We start from the raw sequence: 21,169 nt of genomic DNA, 5'->3' as shown, positions 1-21,169 counted from the left end.
CGGTGAAAGCGCGCCGGCGGGGCGGCACGATAGGTGGCATGAGTGAAGCCCGCCCCCCGTCCCCGCCGTTCACCCGAGAGACCGCGATCCAGAAGGTGCAGGCGGCCGAGGACGCCTGGAACACCCGCGATCCCCAACGCGTCAGCCTGGCCTACACGGTCGATTCGCAGTGGCGCAATCGCGACGAACACGTCGTGGGCCGCGACGAGATCGTGGCGTTCCTGACCCGCAAGTGGCAGCGCGAGCTCGATTACTCGCTACGTAAGAGCCTCTGGGACTTTCAGGACAACCGCATCGCGGTGCGGTTCCAATACGAGTGCCACGACCAGTCCGGCCAATGGTTCCGCAGCTACGGCAACGAGCTGTGGGAGTTCACCGAGTCCGGGCTGATGGCGCGCCGGGAAGCCAGCATCAACGACGTCCCGATCGACGAATCGCAGCGCCGCTACTTCGGGCCCCGGCTGGAATCCGAGCACGGTAACGACATCCCGCTTTGGTAGCCGGCCGGGCGCGGCGGAACCGCAAGCGCGTTGGGGCGACAACGGCGCCTTGTGACCTCACAACGGAGCGGGCGCTACTGCGTCGCCTCGCGGCGGCGAACCATCGACCGGAGGGTCGATCGCCGTCGGCCGGGGCATCCGGCCCCGGGTGGCCCGGAGCCGATCACACGTCCAGGGTGAATCCTGGTTAAGGTAGCGAAGCGCGCGGCCGAGCCAGCGCCACGCCCATCGGCAGGGACAGTACGGAAAAGTACGGAAAGTAGATGTACGCGCCATGACAAATGCGCAGACGACGGTAGGAGTGGTCGCCGAGTCCGGCCCCGACGAGCGGCGGGTAGCGCTGGTGCCCAAGGCGGTCGCGTCGCTGGTGGGCAGCGGCGTCGCGGTGGTGGTCGAGTCCGGCGCCGGCGAACGGGCCCTGTTGCCCGACGCCCTCTACACCGAGGCCGGGGCCAGCATCGGGGACGCCTGGGCCGCCGACGTCGTGGTCAAGGTCGCGCCGCCCACCCAGGCCGAGGTCGCCAAGCTGCGCAGCGGCCAGACGCTGATCGGTTTCCTCGCGCCGCGCAACGCCGAGAACTCCATCGGGGCCCTGAAGCAGGCCGGCGTCCAGGCGTTCGCACTCGAGGCCATTCCTCGGATCTCCCGGGCGCAGGCCATGGACGCGCTGTCATCGCAGGGCAACGTCGCCGGCTACAAGGCCGTGCTGCTGGCGGCCTCCGAGTCGACCCGGTTCTTCCCAATGCTGACGACGGCGGCCGGCACCGTGAAGCCCGCCACCGTGCTGGTGCTCGGCGTGGGCGTGGCCGGGCTGCAGGCGCTCGCGACGGCCAAGCGGCTGGGCGCGCGCACTACCGGTTACGACGTCCGCCCCGAGGTGGCCGACCAGGTGCGCTCGGTGGGCGCGCAGTGGCTCGACATCGGCATCGACGCCGCCGGTGAGGGCGGCTACGCCCGTGAGCTCACCGACGAGGAGCGCGCCCAGCAGCAGAAGGCCCTGGAAAAGGCAATCAGCGGATTCGACGTCGTGATCACCACGGCGCTGGTCCCGGGACGCCCGGCGCCGCGTCTGGTCACCGCGGCGGCGGTGGAAGCGATGAAGCCCGGCAGCGTGGTGGTCGACCTGGCCGGCGAGACCGGGGGCAACTGCGAGCTCACCGAGCCCGGGCAGACGGTGGTCAAGCACGACGTCACCATCGCGTCGCCCCTGAACCTGCCGGCGACCATGCCCGAGCACGCCAGCGAGCTCTACAGCAAAAACATCACCGCACTGCTGGACCTGCTGCTCACCGACGGCAAGCTGGCGCCGGACTTCGACGATGAAGTCATCGCGGACTCGTGCGTGACCCGCGATCGGAAGGACTCCTAGATGTACGACGAGCTATTGGCCAACCTGGCGATCCTGGTGCTCTCCGGATTCGTCGGGTTCGCCGTCATTTCCAAGGTGCCCAACACGTTGCACACCCCGCTGATGTCGGGCACCAACGCAATCCACGGCATCGTGGTGCTGGGCGCCCTGGTGGTGTTCGGTTCTGTCGAGCACCCGTCGCTCGCGGTGCAGATCATCCTGTTCGTCGCGGTGGTGTTCGGGACGCTGAACGTTATCGGTGGGTTCATCGTCACCGACCGGATGCTGGGCATGTTCAAGGGCAAGAAGAAACCCGTGCCCGCAGCGAGTGAGGAGCCGGCGGCCAAATGAACTACTTGGTAATCGGCCTCTACATCATTTCCTTCGCCCTCTTCATCTACGGCCTGATGGGCCTGACCGGGCCCAAGACGGCGGTGCGGGGCAACCTGATCGCCGCGGTGGGTATGGCGCTGGCCGTGGCGGCGACCCTGATCAAGATCCGTCACACCGACCAGTGGGTGCTGATCATCGCCGGCCTGGTGGTGGGCGTCGTGCTCGGTGTCCCGCCGGCCCGCTACACCAAGATGACGGCCATGCCACAGCTGGTGGCGTTCTTCAACGGCGTCGGCGGTGGCACGGTCGCGCTGATCGCACTCTCGGAATTCATTGAGACCAGCGGTTTTTCGGCCTTCCAGCACGGCGAGTCGCCGACTGTGCACATCGTGGTGGCGTCATTGTTCGCCGCGATCATCGGTTCGATCTCGTTCTGGGGATCGATCATCGCGTTCGGCAAGTTGCAGGAGATCATCTCCGGATCGCCGATCGGCTTCGGCAGGGCCCAGCAGCCGATCAACCTGCTGCTGCTGGCCGCCGCGGTGGCCGCCGCGGTGGTCATCGGGCTGCACGCCCATCCCGGCAGCGGCGGGGCGCCGCTCTGGTGGATGATCGGGCTGCTCGCCGCCGCGGGGGCGCTGGGCCTGATGGTGGTGTTGCCCATCGGCGGCGCCGACATGCCCGTGGTCATCTCGCTGTTGAACGCGATGACCGGGCTCTCGGCGGCGGCGGCGGGCCTGGCGCTGAACAACACCGCGATGATCGTGGCCGGCATGATCGTCGGCGCGTCCGGGTCGATCCTGACCAACCTGATGGCCAAGGCCATGAACCGCTCCATCCCGGCGATCGTCGCTGGTGGCTTCGGCGGTGGCGGGGTCGCCCCGAGCGGCGGCGACGGCGGCGACAAGACGGTCAAGGCCACCTCGGCAGCCGACGCCGCGATCCAGATGGCCTACGCCAACCAGGTGATCGTCGTGCCGGGCTACGGCCTGGCCGTCGCGCAGGCCCAGCACGCGGTGAAGGACATGGCCGCCCTGCTGGAGAACAAGGGTGTGGAGGTCAAGTACGCCATCCACCCGGTCGCCGGCCGGATGCCCGGGCATATGAACGTGCTGCTGGCCGAGGCCGAGGTCGACTACGACGCCATGAAGGACATGGACGACATCAACGACGAGTTCGCGCGCACCGACGTCGCGATCGTCATCGGCGCCAACGACGTCACCAACCCGGCGGCCCGCAACGACGCGTCCAGCCCGATCTACGGCATGCCGATCCTCAACGTCGACAAGGCAAAGTCGGTGATCGTGTTGAAGCGGTCGATGAATTCGGGGTTCGCGGGCATCGACAACCCGCTGTTCTACGGCGAGGGGACCAGCATGCTGTTCGGCGACGCGAAGAAATCGGTGACTGCGGTCGCCGAGGAACTCAAGGCGCTGTAACGACGAAAGGCGCTGCGGCGCCGGCAGTTTAGACGGGCGGGTAAGCCTGGGGCGGGTATCCGTTGCCGTCGACAACCCCGCGCAGGCCCCAGGGGACGTACCGAAGGAAAAACTCGATCTCGTCGCTCGCGTCGTAATCCGGACTCGGATCCATCGGCCCCACCTCTCGACTCATCTCGTTCGATGAGGAGTCTAGTCGCATACGCCCGCGCGTGACACCCGGCGTTTTGCATAAACTGTCCAACCAGTTGATTGATAGATATTCTGGCCGCACCGGCCTGGCCTGGCCATACCGACGATAGTGAGAACAAATGCCCACCGACAGCATCACCCCGAATGGGCTAACCCGGCGCGAAGAGCTGCTGGCGGTCGCCACCAAGCTGTTTGCTGCGCGCGGCTATCACGGCACCCGGATGGACGACGTGGCCGACGTGATCGGCCTGAACAAGGCGACGGTCTATCACTATTACGCCAGCAAGTCGCTGATCTTGTTCGACATCTACCGCCAGGCCGCCGAGGGCACGCTCGCCGCCGTGCACGACGACCCGTCCTGGACGGCGCGCGAGGCTCTCTACCAGTACACGGTTCGCCTGCTCACCGGCATCGCCAGCGATCCCGAACGGGCCGCGGTGTACTTCCAGGAGCAGCCCTACATCACCGAATGGTTCACCAGCGAGCAGGTCGCCGAGGTCCGCGAAAAGGAAGCCCAGGTCTATCACCACGTGCACGGTCTGATCGACCGCGGGATCGCCAATGGCGAGTTCTATCCGTGCGACTCGCACGTGCTGGCGCTGGGCTACATCGGCATGACGCTGGGCAGCTACCGCTGGCTGCGGCCCAGCGGCCGGCGCTCGGCCAAGGAGATCGCCGCTGAGTTCAGCACGGCGCTGCTGCGCGGGCTGATCCGCGACGAAGCCATCCGCACGACGTCTCCGCTGGGACCTTAAGCGCGCAGGAGGCCAAGGCGTTGTGCGGCCGGTGATAGTTGTAGTTGACATTCCACGTCGAAAGCTTCGCGGACGGCGCCGCTTTGGAGGGGTGGGTCGGCTCAGTCGCGGCGGACGGCGTGGATGGCGCCGTTGGTAGGGTCTCCGGTGATTGCTGCGGCACGCCCGTAGAGCTTGACATTCTCGTCCCAGGCGCGGAACTCGGTCCGCCAGCCGTTGTGCTCTAACCAGTCCTGAGCCTGGGGACCCAGACCTCGGAAAGTTGGTCGATCGTCGGCGCCGGTCGCGACGAGTCGCTTCAGGTCGCGGTACCGCTGTTGAGTTTCATCCACTTTGGCGCGTACGGTCCCGAACTCGCTGCCGGGCGCCGAAAGCCGCGTGATCGTCTTCGCGACCTCGGTCGCTTCTGCTTGTGACAGATAGGGGATCACGCCCTCGTCGATCCACGCAGCCGGTAGGTCCGGGTCGTACCCTGCAGCCAGCAGCGCCGGCGCCCAGTCCGTGCGCAGGTCGGCCGCGACGACACGGCGATCACAGGTCGGTACCGCGTCAAGGCTTTTCAGCACCGGCTCCTTGAACTTGAACATCTCCGGCAGATCGAGCTCGAACCACCGCAGGTCGGCCGGGAGGCTCATCCGATACGCCCTGGTGTCCAGGCCCGCACCGAGCATGACGAGTTGCGTTCCCCCTGCGTCTACCCAGGCATGGACGCGGTCATCGACGGCGCGAACTGCCAGGGTCCGCCCCTCGTAGAACTGATCGACAAGCTGCTCGACCCGGGCCCACTGCGCGGCGGCTTCGGGGGGCGCGTTCGGGTCAAGGAACGCGTCGCGTGCAGCCTCGGCGAAAGCGGGTGCGTAAGGGTCGTCGTAGAGCCTGTCCTCGCGTTCGGATTCACGAGCTCGAATCATGGCCACGCCCAAGGCGGTCAGCGGAATTCCACTGAGTTGAGCAGTCCGATGCGATGTCATCGAGTCTCCTTGAACTTCGGACGACCGTTTGCTTACCGGTCGGTTAGCCTTCTGAGGGGCTTCGCCGGCAACACTAGGCGCGCCCACCTTTCAGGTGCTTGTCGAGGAACGCGAGTTGGTCCGCGACGACCCGTTCGAAGGCTTCGTCGACGTAGATCGCGAAATGCCCCTCGGGGTACAGCCTGACCTCGCCGCGGGGGGCTTTGGCGGCGTGACGCAGCGTCGCCGCCGCGGGTGCCACCGAGTCGGCCTCGCACACACAGAACAGGATCGGGCAGCTGATCTTAGGCGTGGAGCGGCCCGGGCGATATTTGAAGACCTGCAACGCGATTCGCGCAGCGACCTCGTTACGCATTTCGATCCCGTCGGGCACCAACCGCAAGTAGCCCGCATACGCGTCGGGTGTGTTCATCAACGCGACCTCGCCGGGCTTTCCGGCCGTCGCGACCATCACCGGCGGCCTGCCCAGCCGGCTTGCCATCACGTCGCGCACCGCCCGCGCGGTGATGCGCCCGGTGATCAGCGGGTTGCTGATGGTGCGCGCCGATGCGAGGCCGTCGGTGAAGGGGCATTGGGCGACCGCCGCGGCGATGCCCGGCTGCCGCGCCGCGGTGGCGATCACGTGACCACCCGCAAAAGAGGTGCCCCACAACCCGATCCGATCGGGGTCGATGTTCTCGATGGTGCGGGCATAGGCGATGGCCGCGGCCCAGTCGGCGAGCTGCATGTCGACGTCGAGGACCTGACGGGGCAGGCCCTCGCTGTCCCCGAAGTTTCGGTAGTCGAACACCAGGCAGGCGTACCCCGCCGCGCTGAAGCGTTCGGCGTACGCGTCCAGTCGCATGCTGCGCACCGCGCCCAGACCGTGCGCCATCACCAGCAGCGGCGCGGGTCCGCTCCCCTCGGGTCGGTAGAGCCAGGCGCTGATCATGGCGCCGCCGGACGGGAACCGAATGTCTTCGCGCTGTGTCATCAGTGATTGATTCTGCCCCGGACGATCGGGATCAGTCGGCCAGGTATGCGCTTCGAAATTAATGGACTAGTGTCTAGAAAAGTTGAGCGCTCAACGGACGGAGACTCTGATGGCGATCCGCGTCGCGCACGTCGGTACCGGAAACGTCGGAGGGCTGGCCCTCGCCGAGCTCATCACCAATCCGCAGTTCGAGCTGACCGGGGTGTGCGTCTCGACGCCCGAGAAGGTGGGTAGGGACGCCGGCCAGTTGTGCGGCGTCGGTTTGGACGCCGGCGTCGTCACGGGTGTCGCGGCCGTCGATGACTTGGACGCGATCATCGCCGCCAAGCCCGATTGCGTCGTCTACTGCGCGATGGGCGACACCCGGTTGCCCGAGGCGATGGCCGACGTCATGCGCATCCTGGCCGCCGGCATCAACGTCGTCGGGTCGTCGCCCGGGCTGCTGCAGTACCCGTGGGGCGTCATGCCCGAGAAGTACATCGCCCGCGTGGAAGACGCTGCCAAGCAAGGCGATTCGAGCATCTTCATCAGTGGTGTCGACCCCGGATTCGCCAACGACCTGATTCCGTTCGCGCTCGCCGGCACCTGTCAGCGCATCGAGCAGGTGCGGTGCATGGAGATTCACGACTACGCGTCGTATAACGGAACCGAGGTCATGGACTACATGGGGTTCGGCAAGCCCATGGACGAAATCCCGATGCTGCTGCAGCCGGGCATCCTCAGTATCGCCTGGGGGACCGCGATCCGTCAGCTGGCCACCGGCCTCGGCATCGAGGTCGACGAGATCGCCGAGTCCTATCAGCGCGAGCCCGCCCCCGAGGATTTCGACATCGCGGTCGGCCATGTGGCCAAGGGCACGGTTGCCGTGCTGCAGTTCGAGATTCGCGGCATGGTGAAGGGCCACCCCGCCATCGTCATCGAGCACGTCACCCGGTTGCGGCCCGACCTGCGCCCCGACCTGCCCCAGCCCGCTGCGGGCGACGGCTCCTACCGCGTCGAGATCACCGGCGAGCCGTCCTATGCGGTGGACATCATCCCGAGCAGCCGCAAGGGCGACCACAACCACGCGGCGATCGCGGGCGCCGCCGGCCGCGTCGTCAACGCCATCCCCGCGGTGATCGCGGCTCCGCCGGGCATTCGGACCACACTCGATTTGCCGCTGGTAACGGGCAAAGGCCTTTACGCACCAAGCACTTTGGTGACCACCTAAACGAAAGGAGACCCGCGTGGGTCGGGTAGACGGCAAGGTAGCGCTGATCAGTGGTGCCGCCGGCGGTATGGGAGCCGAAGATGCGCGGCTGCTGGTCGAGGAGGGCGCCAAGGTCGTTATCGGCGACATCCTGGACGACCAGGGCAAGGCGCTGGCCGACGAGATCGGCGACTCCGCGCGCTACGTGCACCTCGACGTCACCCAACCCGACCAGTGGGACGCCGCCGTCGCCACCGCGGTCGGCGAATTCGGCAAGCTCAACGTGCTGGTCAACAACGCCGGAACGGTAGCGCTCGGCCCGCTGAAGAGCTTCGATCTGGCCAAGTGGCAGAAGGTGATTGACGTCAACCTGACCGGCACGTTCCTGGGCATGCGGGCCTCGGTCGAGCCGATGATTGCGGCCGGCGGCGGGTCGATCATCAACGTGTCGTCCATCGAGGGCCTGCGCGGCGCGCCCATGGTGCATCCCTACGTCGCCTCGAAGTGGGGCGTGCGCGGGCTGGCGAAGTCGGCGGCATTGGAGCTGGCGCCGCACAACATTCGGGTGAACTCGGTGCACCCCGGCTTCATCCGCACCCCGATGACCGCCCACCTGCCCGAGGACATGGTGACCATTCCGCTCGGGCGTCCCGGCGAGGTCCGGGAAGTAGCGACCTTCGTGCTTTTTCTGGCCAGCGACGAGTCGTCCTACTCCACAGGCAGCGAGTACGTGATGGACGGCGGCCTGGTTACCGACGTGAATCACAAGGAGTTCTAGGGCGGTGCTATAACCGCGATCATGCTGCGCAGCCTGGCGAGCCTGGTCGGATCGAATCACGTCGTCACCGACCCCGACGTGCTGGCGGCGCGCAGCGTCGACCACACCGGCCGCTACCGGGGCAAGGCGAGCGCGCTGGTGCGACCGGGCACGGCCGAACAGGTTGCCGAGGTGCTGCGGGTGTGCGGTGAGGCCGGGGCACACGTGACGGTGCAAGGCGGCCGGACCTCGCTGGTGGCCGGCACCGTTCCCGAACACGACGACGTGTTGTTGTCCACCGAGCGGCTGCACGCCGTCGGCGACGTCGACACCGTCGAACGCCGCATCCGGGCCGGCGCCGGGGCCACCCTGTCCGCGGTGCAACGCGCCGCGGCCGCGGCCGGACTGGTGTTCGCCGTGGACCTGGCCGCACGCGACAGCGCGACCGTCGGCGGGATGGCCTCGACGAACGCCGGCGGCCTGCGCACGGTCCGCTACGGCAACATGGGCGAGCAGGTGGTGGGCGTGGAGGTGGCCCTGCCCGACGGGACGCTGCTGCGCCGGCACAGCCGGGTGCGCCGGGACAACACCGGCTACGACCTGCCGGCGCTGTTCGTGGGCGCCGAGGGCACGCTGGGCGTCATCACCGAGTTGGACCTGCGGTTGCACCCCACCCCGTCGCACCGGGTGACCGCGATCTGCGGCTTCGACAGCCTCGACGCGCTGGTGGCCGCCGGGCGCACCTTCCGCGACGTGGACGGCGTCGCGGCCCTGGAACTGATCGACGCCCGCGCCGCCGCGCTGACCGCCGAGCACCGCGGCGTCGGCGCCCCGGTCGCCGGCGAGTGGCTGCTGCTGGTGGAACTGGCCGCCGATCACGACCAGACCGAGCGGCTCGCCGAGCTACTCGACGAGGTGCCGATGCGCGGCGATCCCGCGGTCGGTGTGGATCTTGTTGCGCAGCAACGGTTATGGCAGGTTCGCGAATCACTGGCCGACGTGCTCGGAGTGTATGGGCCCCCGCTGAAATTCGACGTCTCGCTGCCACTGTCGGCGATCGGCGAATTCGAAAGCCGCGCAGCCGATTTGGTGCACACACATGCCCCCGACGCACTTCCGGTGCTGTTCGGCCACATCGGCGAGGGCAACCTGCACTTGAACGTGCTGCGCTGCCCGGCCGATCGCGAGCGGGCGCTGTATGAGCCGATGATGGATCTCATCGCGCACTGCGGCGGCAACGTCAGCTCCGAACATGGCGTCGGCAGCCGCAAACGGCCCTACCTCGCCATGTCCCGCGGGCCCGCCGACATCGCCGCGATGCGCGCGATCAAGGCCGCGCTGGACCCGACGGGATTCCTTAATGCGGCGGTGCTTTTCGATTAGGCGAGCATGAAACCGGAAGAAGGCACAAGCTGATGGGCCACTCGACACTCTTGGGCGGCTGGCTCGACGGCACGACGCCTTCATGACCGACAAATTCTGCTGGCATGCGTTCGTCGTCCAGTGGAGCGATGGTTCGGGGCTAGTCAGACAGCAAAGATCAGACGAGAGAGATAATTTGGCGGGAAAGGTTAGGTCGTCGGTTACCACGTTGACGGGCTCTGCCCTCCGATAGCGTCGATTCCCGGTTGTCCATTGTTCGCATTTTTCAGCGACCGGTAGCAGGCCCCCACACCTAGTCCGCTCGATGTCAGTTCATCGGGGTATGCGATTATGACGACCATCGTGGCCCATCAGCTGCACCTGTCGCGGTTGACGTAGTCGGTGATTATCGGCGGTGGTGATGTCGAGATGCAGTGAAGATTGACAAACGTGTACTGATTGTTTGACAAAATTGTCAGCCCGCCTAACTATTTCGGACTGAACTCACTGGTCAGGCCGGAGTTGTCGGGATATGCGACGACCGCTTGTCAATCTCGACGCTCTGACGATCGTGGTAGAACCTGAGCCCCCGTTGATGGCGAACGACCGGCACACGTCCGTCACGCGTGGCGTGCACCCGCCGACGAAATCCCGACGGAGATTCGGCCAAGTCCCGAGCCTTGGAGTTCCTGAAAACTTCCATGGGCCGCACCCGATGCGGAAATAGCTGTGCGGGAAGGTGATTCAGTCTGGCGTCGGCGGTTATCCCGACGCTTGGGCGCTGATCATCCAGCACGCGGCGGTGTACCGAACCTCGGCTCCGTGCACAAAGGGATCAAAGGCGGGACGGACGGCCTCGATGACTTGGGCGCGGGTCCGCTCGCCCTCGCCTTGAAGTGCCAGACCGACAGGACCCAGCCGCGTGACGAAGCCGATCAACTCCGGCTCGGGCAGGGTGCACTCGACGTCGATCGGCTGGAGGTCGACGTCGGCCCAGCCACCCGCGTCGAGGATCGCAGCGACCCGTTGCGGGTCGGCGAAGGAGAACTGTCCCGGGCCGTCTGCCAGGGGGCGGGAAGGTTCGGCAGCAGCGGGGCCGCCTCACGCAGGCCGGTCGTCATGAACGGATTCTCTGCGGCGTTGCGCCAGGCGATGATGTGAAGCGCGGCGTGGTCGGTTGCGGCGCTCCGCAGGTTCGCGAAGGCCTGGACCGGGTCGTTGAAGAACATGACGCCGAATCGCGAGATGATCGTGTCGACGCTCGCGCGCTCAAACGGATGGGTCTGCACGTCGGCGAGGATGAAACTCGCTGGTATGCCGTCCCGTTCGGCCCTGGCGCGGGCGGCGGCGATCATCGGATCGGACACGTCGGCGCCGACGCACTGGCCCTCGGCGCCGAGCCTGCGCGCGACGGCGAGTGTGGTGCCGCCCGTACCGCAGCCGACGTCAAGCACCCGCCGCCCCGATCCGGCAGCCACGCCGTCGACGAGCAGGTCTTCCAATCCCTTCATCATCTGGTCCAGCAGGTCCTGCGCGTCGACCCAGGCGCATCCAGCTGTTGTGTTCCAGTGCTTGGTCTGCTCGTCGTTGGTCGGTTGTGTGACGTCCATGGGCCGATTACGTGTTCCAGACTGATGGGTCGTTCGGTGGTGGCGATGTGGCTTTCGAGCCCGTCATTGCCGTCAAAGCCCCGGGACTCCAGTTCATGATTCAGCTCACCGTTGACGGTGGTCTCGTCCATTCCGGTATCGGTGAGCCGACGTCCTCGGCCAAACTCTGCACAACCGAGGCGGCCGCGAGCGAACCTGTCGCGATCGCCGAGGCCACCTGCGGCATCTGCGCACTGGCGTTGTCGCCGGCCGCGAAGACTCCGGGAACCGTTGTCCGACAGAGCGCATCAACTGCGATGGGATTCGCCGCCGCCGGCGTCGGCTCACCGAACCCGACCCCGAGCTGTTCACCCAGCTGCGACCGCTGATGCAGTGTCGTCGCGACGAGCAGACCGCTGCGTGCCAGCCGAGTTCCGTCGGTGAACACAATGGCTTCCAATTCGCCGTTGCTTGAGGCGAGTTCGGCAACGGGCCGCTCGTCGATCACGACGCGTGCTGCGGCCAACCGGGATCGGGCGTCACCATCGAGCTCCGCAGGCCCTCCAGTCAGGAGCACAACGTCGTCGCTCCATCCCCTCAGCAATAACGACGAACGCACTGCCCGCTCACCGTTCGCCAATACCGCCAACGGTTGATCGCGAACCTCCCAGCCGTGGCAGAACGGGCAGTGAAATACCGACCGCCCCCACAACTCCGCGAGCCCGGGCAGCGCAGGCGGCCGGTACTCCATGCCAGTGGCCAGCAGCACCCGACGCGTGCGTTCACGCCGACCGTCGGACAGTTCCAGTTCGAACACATCGCCGGCGCGCTCACCCGCCACCACCTCACCGGCTCGCACTTCGACGGACGGGTAGGCGGCAATCTCGCGGCGCCCGGCCTCGTACAGCTCGCCCGGCGGTCGGCCGTCCTGACCCAACAACCCGCCGATGCCGTGAGCGGCCAGGTTGCTCTGCTGACCCGCGTCGACCAGCAGCGTTCGCCGCCGCGCCCGACCCAGTACCAGACCCGCGCTCAAGCCCGCGGCTCCGCCACCGACGACGACGCAGTCCCATATCGAGTTCATGACCTAATCCTCCCAATTGTTTGGAGCGTTGACGGGGTCGGTTTTGCGCGTGTCCTTCCCGAGGGCTTCCACCCGCACGGGGAAGCCGTTCAGCCAGGCCTGGCCGGAGACTGGCATACCTCTCCTTTGAAAAGTCGTCATCGGCGGCGGGCACTACGGCTCCGGCACACCAACACCGGCGGTATCCATGCAAGCTGCAGCGTGCGAAGAGTGCGCATCACTTCCCGACCACCTTTTCCGGTCCCCGGTGTCGAGGACGCCGTCATGCGCCTCAACCCCGCTAGTGCCGACCTGGTTGAAATGCGTCTAAACGAACATAACCGTTCAATAGCGGAACGTCAACGTTCTATTCCGGGCAGGCTAAGATCACATCGTGTCCGTCTCGACAAAGCAACTCTCGGGTGTGCAAGCGCGCACCAGAGCCGCGATCCTCGCTGCTACGGCCTCTGCGCTGGCCGCGAACCGGACCGCCACCATGCCGGAGATCGCCACCATGGCCGGGGTCGGCCGCACCACGCTGCACCGCTACTTCGCCGACCGCGAGACGCTGATCTACGAGGCGACCCTGGACTCGATCCGCGTGCTCACTGAAGCGGTGGACGAGGCCGCCACCGACGACGGACCCGCAGTCGATGCGATGCGGCGATTCATCACCGCCGCCGTCTCAATCGGTGAACGTCTGGTCTTCCTCTTCGGTGACCCGGCTGTGCTCCGCGATATCCCACCAGCCCAGTCCCCGAACGAGGAGTTGGTGATCAACCTGATCACACGGGGACAGGACGAAGGCGTGTTCGACTCTGACCTCAACCAGACCTGGATCCGGCACGCGCTCTACGGATTGATCCTGCGAGGCTGTGAGCAAGCCATGGCCGGTGCACTGCCGCGGCACACCGTCGCGCCACTGATCACCCGGACCTTCGAGCGCGGCATCCGCCCGGCTCCCTAGCACAACAGGAATGCGACGAGGACCGCGCGCATTTCCGGGATCGTGTCGCGGCGAATGACCTCGTAGCCATGCGTGCTCAGCGTCGGCGGGCACAGCAGCCCGCCCGCGGCGACACGCCGCTCGCCTTTTGCGTGTGACGCGTCGGACTCAAACGCGCCAAGCACAGCGGCCTTGGGGTGACAATCCAATTCCGTTGCCACACCCATCAATTGGTCCGAAACACCTTTGTCGTAGCCGCATTGTGCATCGCTGTAGCCGACAATCGGCCCGCAGCCGACAGTGGTGCCCTACTCCGCTTCGGGCGGACCGACCTCAAGTGCAACGAAGATTAACAAGCTCTCGCGACACGGCGAAGTCTTGTCAACGTAGCCCGGCGTGTCCTGTCAATCTTCGCTGCATCTCGACAGGTGAAAGCAACGAACGGAGAATCAGTTGCTGGGTGACGTCCGCTTGCTATTCGAGACTTCTTGTGTCGGAACGGATTGTCGCCATTTTCGGACTACGTCTGGTTCCACAGTTGTTCGAGAATAGCGACATCGCCAGGATCCAGCTTTAGATCGCCGAAGATTGCAAATACCGTTGTGTCCCAGGGCCGTACAGCATCGTGACCGTTCTGGGCGCGAGAACAAGGCCAGCGCGAGACATCCTGATACAACTCGACTTTCGATCTGCCGCAGGCTTACCGGGGACGACGACTCGTATACCAGCCAGTTCCCGTCCGGGGAAGCCTCGACACTGAGCACCGACTGGTCATCTTCAACGGGAGCAGAATCGCCATCTGTGAGGTGGGCAAGCCAAAGCGGATTGTCAAGGAGAAATCGAACGGCGCTGTAGGTCTGATCGGATGTCACGGGGACGGCTCCGATGACGGTTGCCGAAGCGACATAGCGCGGTACCGAGCCCGGGCCGCCAAAATTGGGCGCGGTCAGGAGGGTGACAAACTCACCGCTTGCGAGTTGACCGGCGACCGTCACTGGACGAAATCTCGCGGCCGAGCCCGCAGCATGTGATCTCATCACGCCAGCGATGTCGCCCACCTTCGCGGCGGGTACCGGCGGTTGGCCTCCCGGGAGTAGTCGTATCGGTAGGCCGCCTTCCAGGGCTACCTCGGCCTGCTCACCTGCAGTAGCGGTGAAAGTTCCCTGAATCACAACTTCGGGATAATCGGGCAGCCAGAACTGGCCACCGGCAGCCTCGAAGTTGGTCACCTGGGAAGCCCTTTCGGTCCAGCAGATCCTCAGTCAAGGATACGAATCGGCCACGGGCGATTACTGGCTCAACATCCGCACGGTCCAGCGGTCACGCAACGCGGTCTCACTGCAGCGAACCCACAATGTCTTGTCGCACCTGTTTGCAACCATCAGGCGCGATGTCGGTGGAGTTTGGTCAAACGCAAAACACTCGGCGAGTCAGCTGCCCTTGATTCCCACCGCGTGGCGCAGCTGCGCCAGAAACTGTTCGGCGTCATCGCTGCGCACGATGTAGTGCGATATCGCAATCCGGATGACCGTCGCCGCTTTGACCGCCGCGTTGGGCCCGGGCAGGTGGCGTTGCAGGCCCTCGCGCATCTGCGGGATGACCCAGGAGAACTGGGCGATGGTGTGCTCGGGCTCGACGTCGACCATGCGCACACCGGAGTACGAATGTTGGTATTCGACGATGAACCGCAGCACGGCATCGAGCTTGTCGACGCCTTTGAGGCCCGCGGTGGCCTTCACCAGACCGCTTTCGAAGATCTGGCGCTCGTAGGCCGAAAACGCAGACAGCAACTCCTCTTTGGAGGCGAACCAGCGATACAGCGTTGGGCGGGACACCCCCGCCTGGGTGGCGACGTCGGACAGGCTCAGCTTGGTCTTGCCGTTTCGGCCGAGCACCTCGGCGGTGGCCGCCAGAATCCGCTGACGCGTCGAGGTGTCGGTGTCGGCGATCGTCGTCGCCCTGGCCGGCTGGCTCATGATTCAAACATTTCGAAGTTCCGCCGAGGTGTCATGGTCATTCGCTCCCACGTTAGGCCCGAGGCGGGCGCCGGCGCACCAGCACCGACTGCTGGATGGCGCCGACCGCGCCCTGCTCGTCGAACAACGTGCCGATGGTTGTCCCGATGCCGTCCGGCCCGTAGCTGGTCTCCGCCCGAATGCCGATCCAGTCGCCGTCCGGTACCCGAAACACGTGCACGGCCAGATCGGTGTTGAGGAACGTCCACTTGGTGATGTCCAACTTGCTGCCGATGCCGTTGGCGCAGTCGGCCACCGCGAACAGCCGTTCCAGCTGCGTCATGGATTCGCCGTTGACGAGATCGACGGTCGGGTTGATCCAGGACTCGCCGGGGCCTTCGCTCAGTGGCTCGGTCAGCCACAGCCACTCCAGGCTGTGCACGTAGTTGCGGTCCCAGTCCCGCGCCTTGAGGTTGCGGTTGAAGGCCTGCGCCCGCGGCCGGGGCAGCGGGGCCGCGGCGTGCGCCAGGGACTGCGTGTCCTGGTGCTGCAGCCGCCATCCGGTGGCGCGCGCCACCGGCCGCGCCGTGCCGTCGGGCCCGGGAGCCAGCATCTGCGCGCTGAGCAATTCGATCTGCTTGCCGGGGCGTTGCACCTCGGATCGGACCCACAGGTCGCCCTCGGCCGGCACCCCGCCCAGCAGGTCGATGACCACCCGGGACAGGCGCGTGTCGTCGCGCTGTTCGCACCGCTCCAAGGACCGGACCAGCAGAGCCGATACCGGACCGCCGTGCTGGATGGCCGCCGACCAGGTGCCCCGCGCCAGATCGGTCGCCCGGAACTTCTCGCCCAAGACGGCGGCGTCGCCGCCAGCCGGGTCGATCAGCTCGTAATAGGCGTCGGTCATCGTCAACCTCTCGGATCAGGGCAGGCCGGCGCCGGGGGTGGTCACCGTGACGGCATCCAGCCGGGAAAGCCGGGTGCCGATCAGGCGCTGAGGATATGCCTCCGTACTCGACAGCAGAAACAGAGTGCGGCGCTGCGGACCGCCGAGGGCGCAGGCGATCGCCACCCGCTCGCCCATGTCGATGCGATCGGTCACGGTGCCGCCCGCCACAATGCGCTCGAACTGGTGGGCCAGGGTCATGGAGGTCCACACCCCGCCGTCGGCGTCCAGCGCGATGCCGTCGGGCGGGCCGTCCAGGCCGTCCGCGAAAACCCGGCGGCCGGACAATCCGCCGTCGTCGCCGATGGAGAACGCGGTCAGCCGCCGGCCCGTTGATTCGGCGACGATCAGCGTCCTGCGATCCGGGGTGATCGCCATGCCGTTGGGGAAGTCTAGGTCTTCGGCCACCACGGTGGCGCCGTCGCCGGGGTCCAGCGCAATGATGACGCCGCCGTGCAAGGCCTGGCAGCCGATGTAGGCGCGGCCCGCGTCGTCGATGACCATGTCGCCGAGGGCGGCCGGCGCCAAGTCGGCGAGATCGGCGATGGCGACGACGGTTTCGCCGTCATAGCGCAGCACCTGCCGGTCTTCGGTCGAGGCGATCAACAGTGACCCGTCGGGCCGGAAGCCCAGACCCGACGGCGAGTGCCCGGGCAGCGGCAGCGTGGTCAGCGAACCGCCGATGGTCGCGGTATGGACGGCTTCGCCCAGCATGTCGGAGAACCACAGCAGGCCCTCGAACCAGCGCGGGCCCTCGCCGAAGCAGAATCCGTTGGCCAGCGGCTCGGGAATCATCCGTCCCTGCCTTCGGCAAATCGGCCCACTTTACAAAACACCGAAAAAGTGTCACGCACCGCGGGTACCGGTGTCAATCTGCCGATCGGGCGAGCTCCCGCGCCACGGCCACGCAGTGCGTGAACGCAGTCTCTAAAGCGTTGACGGCAATGCCCAATTGCGTTGCCTGCCCGTGTATTCGGTCGTTTGGCCGACTGGTTCAGCTATCGTCTTGTTAGCCAAGCTTTACAAATCCTACGCAAAGTGTCACGCTGAGCGCTGAGTCGCGAGCGCGAGAGGGTGAAGTGGGTTGACGAAGGCGTCTGAAGAATCCGAGCAGACCGAGTGGACCGTGCAGGGCCTGCTGGATCTGTTCGACGTGCAGGCCGACGGGCAAGACCGATTCACCGGTGAGACCGGCATCGCCGCGGGCGACGAACGCCAGGTGGTCGAGGGCACCCAGGTACTCGCGCAGGCGATTGTCGCGGTGGCGAAGCGATTTCCGGACAAGTCGGTGCGCTCGGCCCACGCGGTGTTCTCCCGGGCGATCACCGTCGGCCCGCCCATCGAACTGGTTCTCGACGTCGTCGCCGAGGGCCGCTCCACCGCCACCGCCGTCGTCGCCGTCCACCAGAACGGCCGGCGTTGCCTCAGCATCACGGTGCTGGCCGACGTCCCGACCGGCGACGTCATCCGCCACCACATGCCGCTCCCGGATGTCGCCGCCCCGGCCGACGCGCACCCCTCACCGATGCCGATGGTTGGTCGCGAGCTACGCCTCGTCGACGTCGTCGACGTCAACAGCCCCGATGAGGTCGGCCCGCCGGAGCTCTACGCCTGGCTGCACTACGACCCGATCCCGACCCGCGACGACCTGGCCAAGGCGCTGCTCGCGTACTTCACCGGCCATCTCGGAATCTCGACCACCATGCGCGCGCATGAGGGCATCGGCACCGCCCAGGCGCACCTGACCGTGTCCACCGCACCGATGAGCATCTCGGTCGCCTTCCATGAACCGGTCAGCTGGAGCGGGTGGCTGCTCTACACGCACGAGAGCACCCAGGTGGGTGCGGGGATGTCGTACGTGCGCGGCGCCGTGCACGCGCAAGAGGGTGAGCTGCTGGCCTCGTTCGCCCAGGAGGCGCTGATTCGTCCGCTGCGCACCAGCGACACGGCGATCGACTCACGCGCGCGGTTCTAAGGCCATGCGGTTCACCATCACCCACCCGATGCACAGTCATCCGTACAACCCGGAGCTGGTCAGTGGGGACGGTATCGGCAAGGTGGCCGCGGCCGCCGAGGCGGCCGGGATTCACGGTTTCGGCTTCACCGATCACCCGGCGCCCTCGCAGCGATGGCTGGAGGCCGGCGGCCACGATGCGCTGGATCCTTTTGTCGCCTTGGGTTTCGCGGCCGCGACGACGTCCACGCTGCGGTTGATACCCAACATCGTGGTGCTGCCGTACCGAAACCCGTTCGTGGTGGCCAAGTCCGGCGCTACCCTGGACCTGCTCTCCGGTGGCCGGTTCACGCTCGCGGTGGGCGTGGGCTACCTCAAGCGCGAGTTCGCGGCGCTCGGTGTGAGCTTCGACGAGCGTGCCGAGTTGTTCGAGGAGTCCCTTCAGGTGATCCGGGCCATTTGGACCGGCGACGATATCTCCTTTGAGGGCAAGCATTTCAGTGCGCGTGGCATCACCGCGCATCCCCGGCCGGTCAGCGATCCGCCTCCGCCGATCTGGATTGGCGGCAATACGTCGTCATCGCGGCAGCGGGTGGCCCAGTACGGTGACGGCTGGTGCCCGTTCCCAGCACCGCCGCAGCTGGCCCAGACGGCCGGCACCGCCGTCATCGACTCGGTGCAGAAACTCGCCGACGGCATCGACGATCTGCGGCGCAGATGCGATGCGGCACAACGGGATTGGTCGGCGATCGACATCACCTTCACCAACGTCGCGGGCGGCAGCCCGGCGAGCGATGACTTCAACGCCGACGCTTACCTCGAGGGGTTGGACGACCTGGCGAAGTTGGGCGTGACGTGGGTCAGTGTTCACCTGCCCGGCGACAGCATGACGCACGCGCTCGAGACCCTGGACCGGTTCCGCAGCCTGGTCGTCGACGCGGCGTGAGCAAAGGCGTCAAATGGACTTCTCCCGTGTAAGGCTCTCGCCCGAGGATCAGGATTTTTTCGACCGGACCCGGGCGTTCATCGCCGAACACGTCACCGACGAAGTGCGGCGACGCGACCGCGAGACCGGCGAAAACTTCAGTGAGCAAGTGCATTTGGCGTTGGGTAAAGAGGGCTACCTGACATCGGATTATTGGCTGGAGTCCGAAGGGGGATTCACTCCGGTGCGCCGGCGGATCTTCCACCTCGAGATCGGTCGCGCTCACACGCCCTGGTTCCACTGGGGCACCACGGCGGTCGTCGCGCGGTTGGTGAAGCAATTCGGGGCGGCCGAACTCGCCGACGCGATACTGCCGGGCGTGCTGTCCGGGGAGATCCGGCTCTGCCTGGGCTACACCGAGCCCGAGGGCGGCTCCGACGTCGCCACCTGCAAGACCCGAGCCGTGCGCGAGGCGGACGGATCGAGCTGGGTCATCAACGGCTCCAAGATGTTCACCTCGAACGCACAGAATGCCCAGTACGTCTTCCTGCTCACCAACACCGATCCGCAGGGACGTAAACACAAGAACCTGACGATGTTCCTGGTGCCGTTGGACTCCGACGGCATCGAGATCCAGGGCATCCGCACGCTGGACGGTGACCGCACCAACATCGTGTATTACAGCGACGTGCGGGTCGATGACCTCTATCGGATCGGTGAGGTCAACGGCGGCTGGACGGTGATGCGGTTCGCCCTCGACGCCGAACATGGCATTACCGACGCCGAAGACCATGGCCTGCAGAACATTTCGATGTTGTCAGAGCACGGCCACCTGATGGCCGAGGCGGCCGACGGCGTCGCGGCGGTCCTGTCGAAGCCCGACGCGGCCGGGCGGCGCCCGATGGACGACGACGCGACGAAATACCGGCTCGGGCGCTGCATGGCCCGCATCGAGGCGGCCATGTCGACCCCCGGTATGTACGGACGGGTAGCGCTCATTCAGACCATGCGTGAGGTCTCCCAGGAGTTGATGGACCTGCTGGGAACGGCCTCGACATTGCCCACCGATACAACGGGTTCCGCGGACTTCGCTGATAATGGCGCCATCGAGTTCATCTTCCGGCACGGCGTGCCCGCCGGCATCTACGGCGGCACGATGGAGGTGTTCCGCAACATGATCGCCCAGCACGAGCTGGGCCTCGGGCGCCCTAGTTACGGTCGCTGGCCGGCAGCTCGGCCGCCAGCTCGACGCGGGCTTCATCGAAACTGAGGAATCCCTTGATGGGCAGGCTTTCCGGCGGCGGCCCAGGATAGCTCCAGGCGACGTCTTCGACGACATGATCACCGGAGACGAACGACCAATACGTCGCAAACCCTTTGTAATTGCAATAACTCGACGTCTCGGAGCGCCGCAGCAGATCGGTGCGCACGTGTGCCGGGTCGACGTAGAGCCGCGGGGCAAGCGCGGTCTCGAAGAGGATGACGGTGTCGTCGGTGTCCACCAGCGTTGCGCCGTCGACGCGAACGCGCAGGCGGCGTTGCGTCGGACGGCAGTCGACGCGGTGATACGGATTGGGCGGGTAGTGCACGAGTTTGCGCCCTTCTTCCAGCCAGGTGTCGACCGCGTCCCAAGGCACCTGGACGAAACCGCGCGCTTCGGGCTCCGGCTCGCCGGGTAGATCGCCGACCTCGTCGGCCGGGAAGACGTAGCTCAGCGGCCGGCCGCGCCGGTGCACCATCAGCGCCCGCTCGGTGTCGATCACCACGCGGCCGTCCTTGACGGCCTGCACGCGACGGGGATGCGGTTCGACGTACACGACGTCGTCGGGTATCGGGGGCGCGAAGCGTCCCGCGGGATCGCTGCTGAGCGGACCACGCCCGGCCACCAGAGTCATGGTCTAAGCCTTCCATCGCACGCAAACTTTTCTGAACGTCACGCTAGCGTGGCACTCGGTATGCGGCGTTGCGCTGG

At 66.3% G+C, this 21,169-nt stretch carries 22 protein-coding genes and 1 pseudogene; 12 read left to right on the top strand and 11 right to left on the bottom strand.

The genetic code is table 11. The annotated features are described in order from the left end of the window. Positions 1-38 precede the first annotated feature (38 nt). The 4 genes from A5753_RS16625 to A5753_RS16610 all read left to right on the top strand — a co-directional run bounded on the left by A5753_RS16625 (position 39) and on the right by A5753_RS16610 (position 3,620). The gene (locus A5753_RS16625) at positions 39-500 is read left to right on the top strand and encodes a nuclear transport factor 2 family protein (RefSeq protein ID WP_067130289.1); all 462 of its coding nucleotides are present in this window, start codon (positions 39-41) and stop codon (positions 498-500) included. A gap of 274 nt (positions 501-774) precedes the next feature. Continuing rightward, a complete protein-coding gene (locus A5753_RS16620; protein WP_067130286.1) occupies positions 775-1,869 on the top strand; it encodes a Re/Si-specific NAD(P)(+) transhydrogenase subunit alpha in 1,095 nt (364 codons plus the stop codon). Next, complete coding sequence (locus tag A5753_RS16615; RefSeq protein ID WP_067130283.1) at positions 1,870-2,199, top strand: NAD(P) transhydrogenase subunit alpha; 330 nt, start codon at positions 1,870-1,872, stop codon at positions 2,197-2,199. It abuts the gene before it with no gap. Then, positions 2,196-3,620 carry an NAD(P)(+) transhydrogenase (Re/Si-specific) subunit beta gene (locus A5753_RS16610; RefSeq protein WP_067130279.1) on the top strand — a complete coding sequence of 475 codons (1,425 nt, stop codon included), beginning with the start codon at positions 2,196-2,198 and terminating at the stop codon, positions 3,618-3,620. Before A5753_RS16615 ends, A5753_RS16610 begins: the two co-directional genes overlap by 4 nt. Before the next feature lie 28 nt (positions 3,621-3,648). On the opposite strand, the gene A5753_RS24395 is transcribed toward A5753_RS16610, so the two are convergent. Further along, positions 3,649-3,774: a hypothetical protein gene (locus tag A5753_RS24395; protein ID WP_156656137.1), complete on the bottom strand. Its 126-nt coding sequence runs from the start codon at positions 3,772-3,774 to the stop codon at positions 3,649-3,651. Positions 3,775-3,931: 157 nt separating this feature from the next. Between A5753_RS24395 and A5753_RS16605 the strand changes: the two genes are divergently transcribed. Further along, the gene (locus A5753_RS16605) at positions 3,932-4,567 is read left to right on the top strand and encodes a TetR/AcrR family transcriptional regulator (protein WP_064950964.1); all 636 of its coding nucleotides are present in this window, start codon (positions 3,932-3,934) and stop codon (positions 4,565-4,567) included. Between the two features lie 101 nt (positions 4,568-4,668). On the opposite strand, the gene A5753_RS16600 is transcribed toward A5753_RS16605, so the two are convergent. Together A5753_RS16600 and A5753_RS16595 are read right to left on the bottom strand one after the other, a co-directional pair. Next, positions 4,669-5,538, bottom strand: coding sequence for an SAM-dependent methyltransferase (locus tag A5753_RS16600; RefSeq protein WP_067130276.1), 870 nt, complete (start codon positions 5,536-5,538; stop codon positions 4,669-4,671). Between the two features lie 73 nt (positions 5,539-5,611). Next, on the bottom strand, positions 5,612-6,511 hold the full coding sequence (locus tag A5753_RS16595) for an alpha/beta hydrolase (RefSeq protein WP_067130274.1): 900 nt from the start codon (positions 6,509-6,511) through the stop codon (positions 5,612-5,614). Positions 6,512-6,620: 109 nt separating this feature from the next. Between A5753_RS16595 and A5753_RS16590 the strand changes: the two genes are divergently transcribed. Genes A5753_RS16590 through A5753_RS16580 form a run of 3 tightly spaced genes read left to right on the top strand, consistent with a single transcriptional unit; the run spans position 6,621 to position 9,840 of the window. Continuing rightward, positions 6,621-7,721, top strand: coding sequence for a diacylglycerol kinase (locus A5753_RS16590; RefSeq protein ID WP_067130271.1), 1,101 nt, complete (start codon positions 6,621-6,623; stop codon positions 7,719-7,721). A 16-nt stretch (positions 7,722-7,737) separates the two neighbouring features. Then, a complete protein-coding gene (locus A5753_RS16585) occupies positions 7,738-8,478 on the top strand; it encodes a glucose 1-dehydrogenase (protein WP_067130268.1) in 741 nt (246 codons plus the stop codon). 21 nt (positions 8,479-8,499) lie between these two features. Further along, positions 8,500-9,840 (top strand): FAD-binding oxidoreductase, encoded by a 1,341-nt coding sequence (locus A5753_RS16580; protein WP_067130265.1) that lies wholly within the window; start codon positions 8,500-8,502, stop codon positions 9,838-9,840. Positions 9,841-10,754: 914 nt separating this feature from the next. Here the strand turns inward: A5753_RS16580 and A5753_RS16575 are convergent. Both A5753_RS16575 and A5753_RS16570 read right to left on the bottom strand, forming a co-directional pair. Further along, the gene (locus tag A5753_RS16575; RefSeq protein ID WP_231990097.1) at positions 10,755-11,429 is read right to left on the bottom strand and encodes a class I SAM-dependent methyltransferase; all 675 of its coding nucleotides are present in this window, start codon (positions 11,427-11,429) and stop codon (positions 10,755-10,757) included. A 100-nt stretch (positions 11,430-11,529) separates the two neighbouring features. Continuing rightward, positions 11,530-12,492, bottom strand: a complete 963-nt coding sequence (locus A5753_RS16570; RefSeq protein WP_067130262.1) for an NAD(P)/FAD-dependent oxidoreductase — start codon at positions 12,490-12,492, stop codon at positions 11,530-11,532. A 373-nt stretch (positions 12,493-12,865) separates the two neighbouring features. On the opposite strand from A5753_RS16570, the gene A5753_RS16565 reads away from it, so the two are divergent. Continuing rightward, positions 12,866-13,438, top strand: a complete 573-nt coding sequence (locus A5753_RS16565; protein WP_197694722.1) for a TetR/AcrR family transcriptional regulator — start codon at positions 12,866-12,868, stop codon at positions 13,436-13,438. On the opposite strand, the pseudogene A5753_RS24390 reads toward A5753_RS16565, so the two are convergent. From A5753_RS24390 to A5753_RS16545, 5 genes and pseudogenes are all read right to left on the bottom strand, one after another. Then, positions 13,435-13,761, bottom strand: a pseudogene (locus tag A5753_RS24390) (peptidase M42); the annotation flags it as partial. The gene A5753_RS16565 and the pseudogene A5753_RS24390 sit on opposite strands and share 4 nt — an antisense overlap. A gap of 105 nt (positions 13,762-13,866) precedes the next feature. Further along, positions 13,867-14,646 carry a hypothetical protein gene (locus A5753_RS25235; protein WP_369829328.1) on the bottom strand — a complete coding sequence of 260 codons (780 nt, stop codon included), beginning with the start codon at positions 14,644-14,646 and terminating at the stop codon, positions 13,867-13,869. Between the two features lie 201 nt (positions 14,647-14,847). Next, on the bottom strand, positions 14,848-15,393 hold the full coding sequence (locus A5753_RS16555; RefSeq protein WP_065056844.1) for a TetR/AcrR family transcriptional regulator: 546 nt from the start codon (positions 15,391-15,393) through the stop codon (positions 14,848-14,850). A gap of 52 nt (positions 15,394-15,445) precedes the next feature. Next, a complete protein-coding gene (locus A5753_RS16550; RefSeq protein WP_067130253.1) occupies positions 15,446-16,279 on the bottom strand; it encodes a thioesterase family protein in 834 nt (277 codons plus the stop codon). A 15-nt stretch (positions 16,280-16,294) separates the two neighbouring features. Then, a complete protein-coding gene (locus tag A5753_RS16545; protein WP_067130250.1) occupies positions 16,295-17,113 on the bottom strand; it encodes an SMP-30/gluconolactonase/LRE family protein in 819 nt (272 codons plus the stop codon). A gap of 289 nt (positions 17,114-17,402) precedes the next feature. Between A5753_RS16545 and A5753_RS16540 the strand changes: the two genes are divergently transcribed. From A5753_RS16540 to A5753_RS16530, 3 genes are read left to right on the top strand one after another with little or no spacing between them, the layout of a single operon-like run. After that, positions 17,403-18,293, top strand: a complete 891-nt coding sequence (locus A5753_RS16540) for an acyl-CoA thioesterase II (protein WP_067130247.1) — start codon at positions 17,403-17,405, stop codon at positions 18,291-18,293. A gap of 4 nt (positions 18,294-18,297) precedes the next feature. Beyond that, positions 18,298-19,218, top strand: a complete 921-nt coding sequence (locus A5753_RS16535) for an LLM class F420-dependent oxidoreductase (RefSeq protein WP_067130243.1) — start codon at positions 18,298-18,300, stop codon at positions 19,216-19,218. Between the two features lie 13 nt (positions 19,219-19,231). Beyond that, the gene (locus A5753_RS16530) at positions 19,232-20,467 is read left to right on the top strand and encodes an acyl-CoA dehydrogenase family protein (protein ID WP_067130240.1); all 1,236 of its coding nucleotides are present in this window, start codon (positions 19,232-19,234) and stop codon (positions 20,465-20,467) included. Here A5753_RS16530 and A5753_RS16525 read toward each other — a convergent pair. Then, complete coding sequence (locus tag A5753_RS16525; protein WP_067130237.1) at positions 20,406-21,092, bottom strand: DUF427 domain-containing protein; 687 nt, start codon at positions 21,090-21,092, stop codon at positions 20,406-20,408. The two genes, A5753_RS16530 and A5753_RS16525, sit on opposite strands and share 62 nt — an antisense overlap. Between the last annotated feature and the right edge of the window lie 77 nt (positions 21,093-21,169).

It is taken from the genome of Mycobacterium sp. 852002-51971_SCH5477799-a, assembly GCF_001667145.1.
GTDB lineage: Bacteria > Actinomycetota > Actinomycetes > Mycobacteriales > Mycobacteriaceae > Mycobacterium.
Note: the sequence above shows the minus strand (reverse complement) of the source record. Positions and strands in the feature narration are given on the sequence as shown.

What these genes read in the sequence shown, in the direction of transcription:
- A5753_RS16625 (WP_067130289.1), top strand. Translation starts at nt 39, where the DNA reads ATGAGTGAAGCCCGCCCCCCGTCCCCGCCGTTCACCCGAGAGACCGCG.
- A5753_RS16620 (WP_067130286.1), top strand. Translation starts at nt 775, where the DNA reads ATGACAAATGCGCAGACGACGGTAGGAGTGGTCGCCGAGTCCGGCCCC.
- A5753_RS16615 (WP_067130283.1), top strand. Translation starts at nt 1,870, where the DNA reads ATGTACGACGAGCTATTGGCCAACCTGGCGATCCTGGTGCTCTCCGGA.
- A5753_RS16610 (WP_067130279.1), top strand. Translation starts at nt 2,196, where the DNA reads ATGAACTACTTGGTAATCGGCCTCTACATCATTTCCTTCGCCCTCTTC.
- A5753_RS24395 (WP_156656137.1), bottom strand. Translation starts at nt 3,774, where the DNA reads ATGGATCCGAGTCCGGATTACGACGCGAGCGACGAGATCGAGTTTTTC.
- A5753_RS16605 (WP_064950964.1), top strand. Translation starts at nt 3,932, where the DNA reads ATGCCCACCGACAGCATCACCCCGAATGGGCTAACCCGGCGCGAAGAG.
- A5753_RS16600 (WP_067130276.1), bottom strand. Translation starts at nt 5,538, where the DNA reads ATGACATCGCATCGGACTGCTCAACTCAGTGGAATTCCGCTGACCGCC.
- A5753_RS16595 (WP_067130274.1), bottom strand. Translation starts at nt 6,511, where the DNA reads ATGACACAGCGCGAAGACATTCGGTTCCCGTCCGGCGGCGCCATGATC.
- A5753_RS16590 (WP_067130271.1), top strand. Translation starts at nt 6,621, where the DNA reads ATGGCGATCCGCGTCGCGCACGTCGGTACCGGAAACGTCGGAGGGCTG.
- A5753_RS16580 (WP_067130265.1), top strand. Translation starts at nt 8,500, where the DNA reads ATGCTGCGCAGCCTGGCGAGCCTGGTCGGATCGAATCACGTCGTCACC.
- A5753_RS16575 (WP_231990097.1), bottom strand. Translation starts at nt 11,429, where the DNA reads ATGGACGTCACACAACCGACCAACGACGAGCAGACCAAGCACTGGAAC.
- A5753_RS16570 (WP_067130262.1), bottom strand. Translation starts at nt 12,492, where the DNA reads ATGAACTCGATATGGGACTGCGTCGTCGTCGGTGGCGGAGCCGCGGGC.
- A5753_RS16555 (WP_065056844.1), bottom strand. Translation starts at nt 15,393, where the DNA reads ATGAGCCAGCCGGCCAGGGCGACGACGATCGCCGACACCGACACCTCG.
- A5753_RS16550 (WP_067130253.1), bottom strand. Translation starts at nt 16,279, where the DNA reads ATGACCGACGCCTATTACGAGCTGATCGACCCGGCTGGCGGCGACGCC.
- A5753_RS16545 (WP_067130250.1), bottom strand. Translation starts at nt 17,113, where the DNA reads ATGATTCCCGAGCCGCTGGCCAACGGATTCTGCTTCGGCGAGGGCCCG.
- A5753_RS16535 (WP_067130243.1), top strand. Translation starts at nt 18,298, where the DNA reads ATGCGGTTCACCATCACCCACCCGATGCACAGTCATCCGTACAACCCG.
- A5753_RS16530 (WP_067130240.1), top strand. Translation starts at nt 19,232, where the DNA reads ATGGACTTCTCCCGTGTAAGGCTCTCGCCCGAGGATCAGGATTTTTTC.
- A5753_RS16525 (WP_067130237.1), bottom strand. Translation starts at nt 21,092, where the DNA reads ATGACTCTGGTGGCCGGGCGTGGTCCGCTCAGCAGCGATCCCGCGGGA.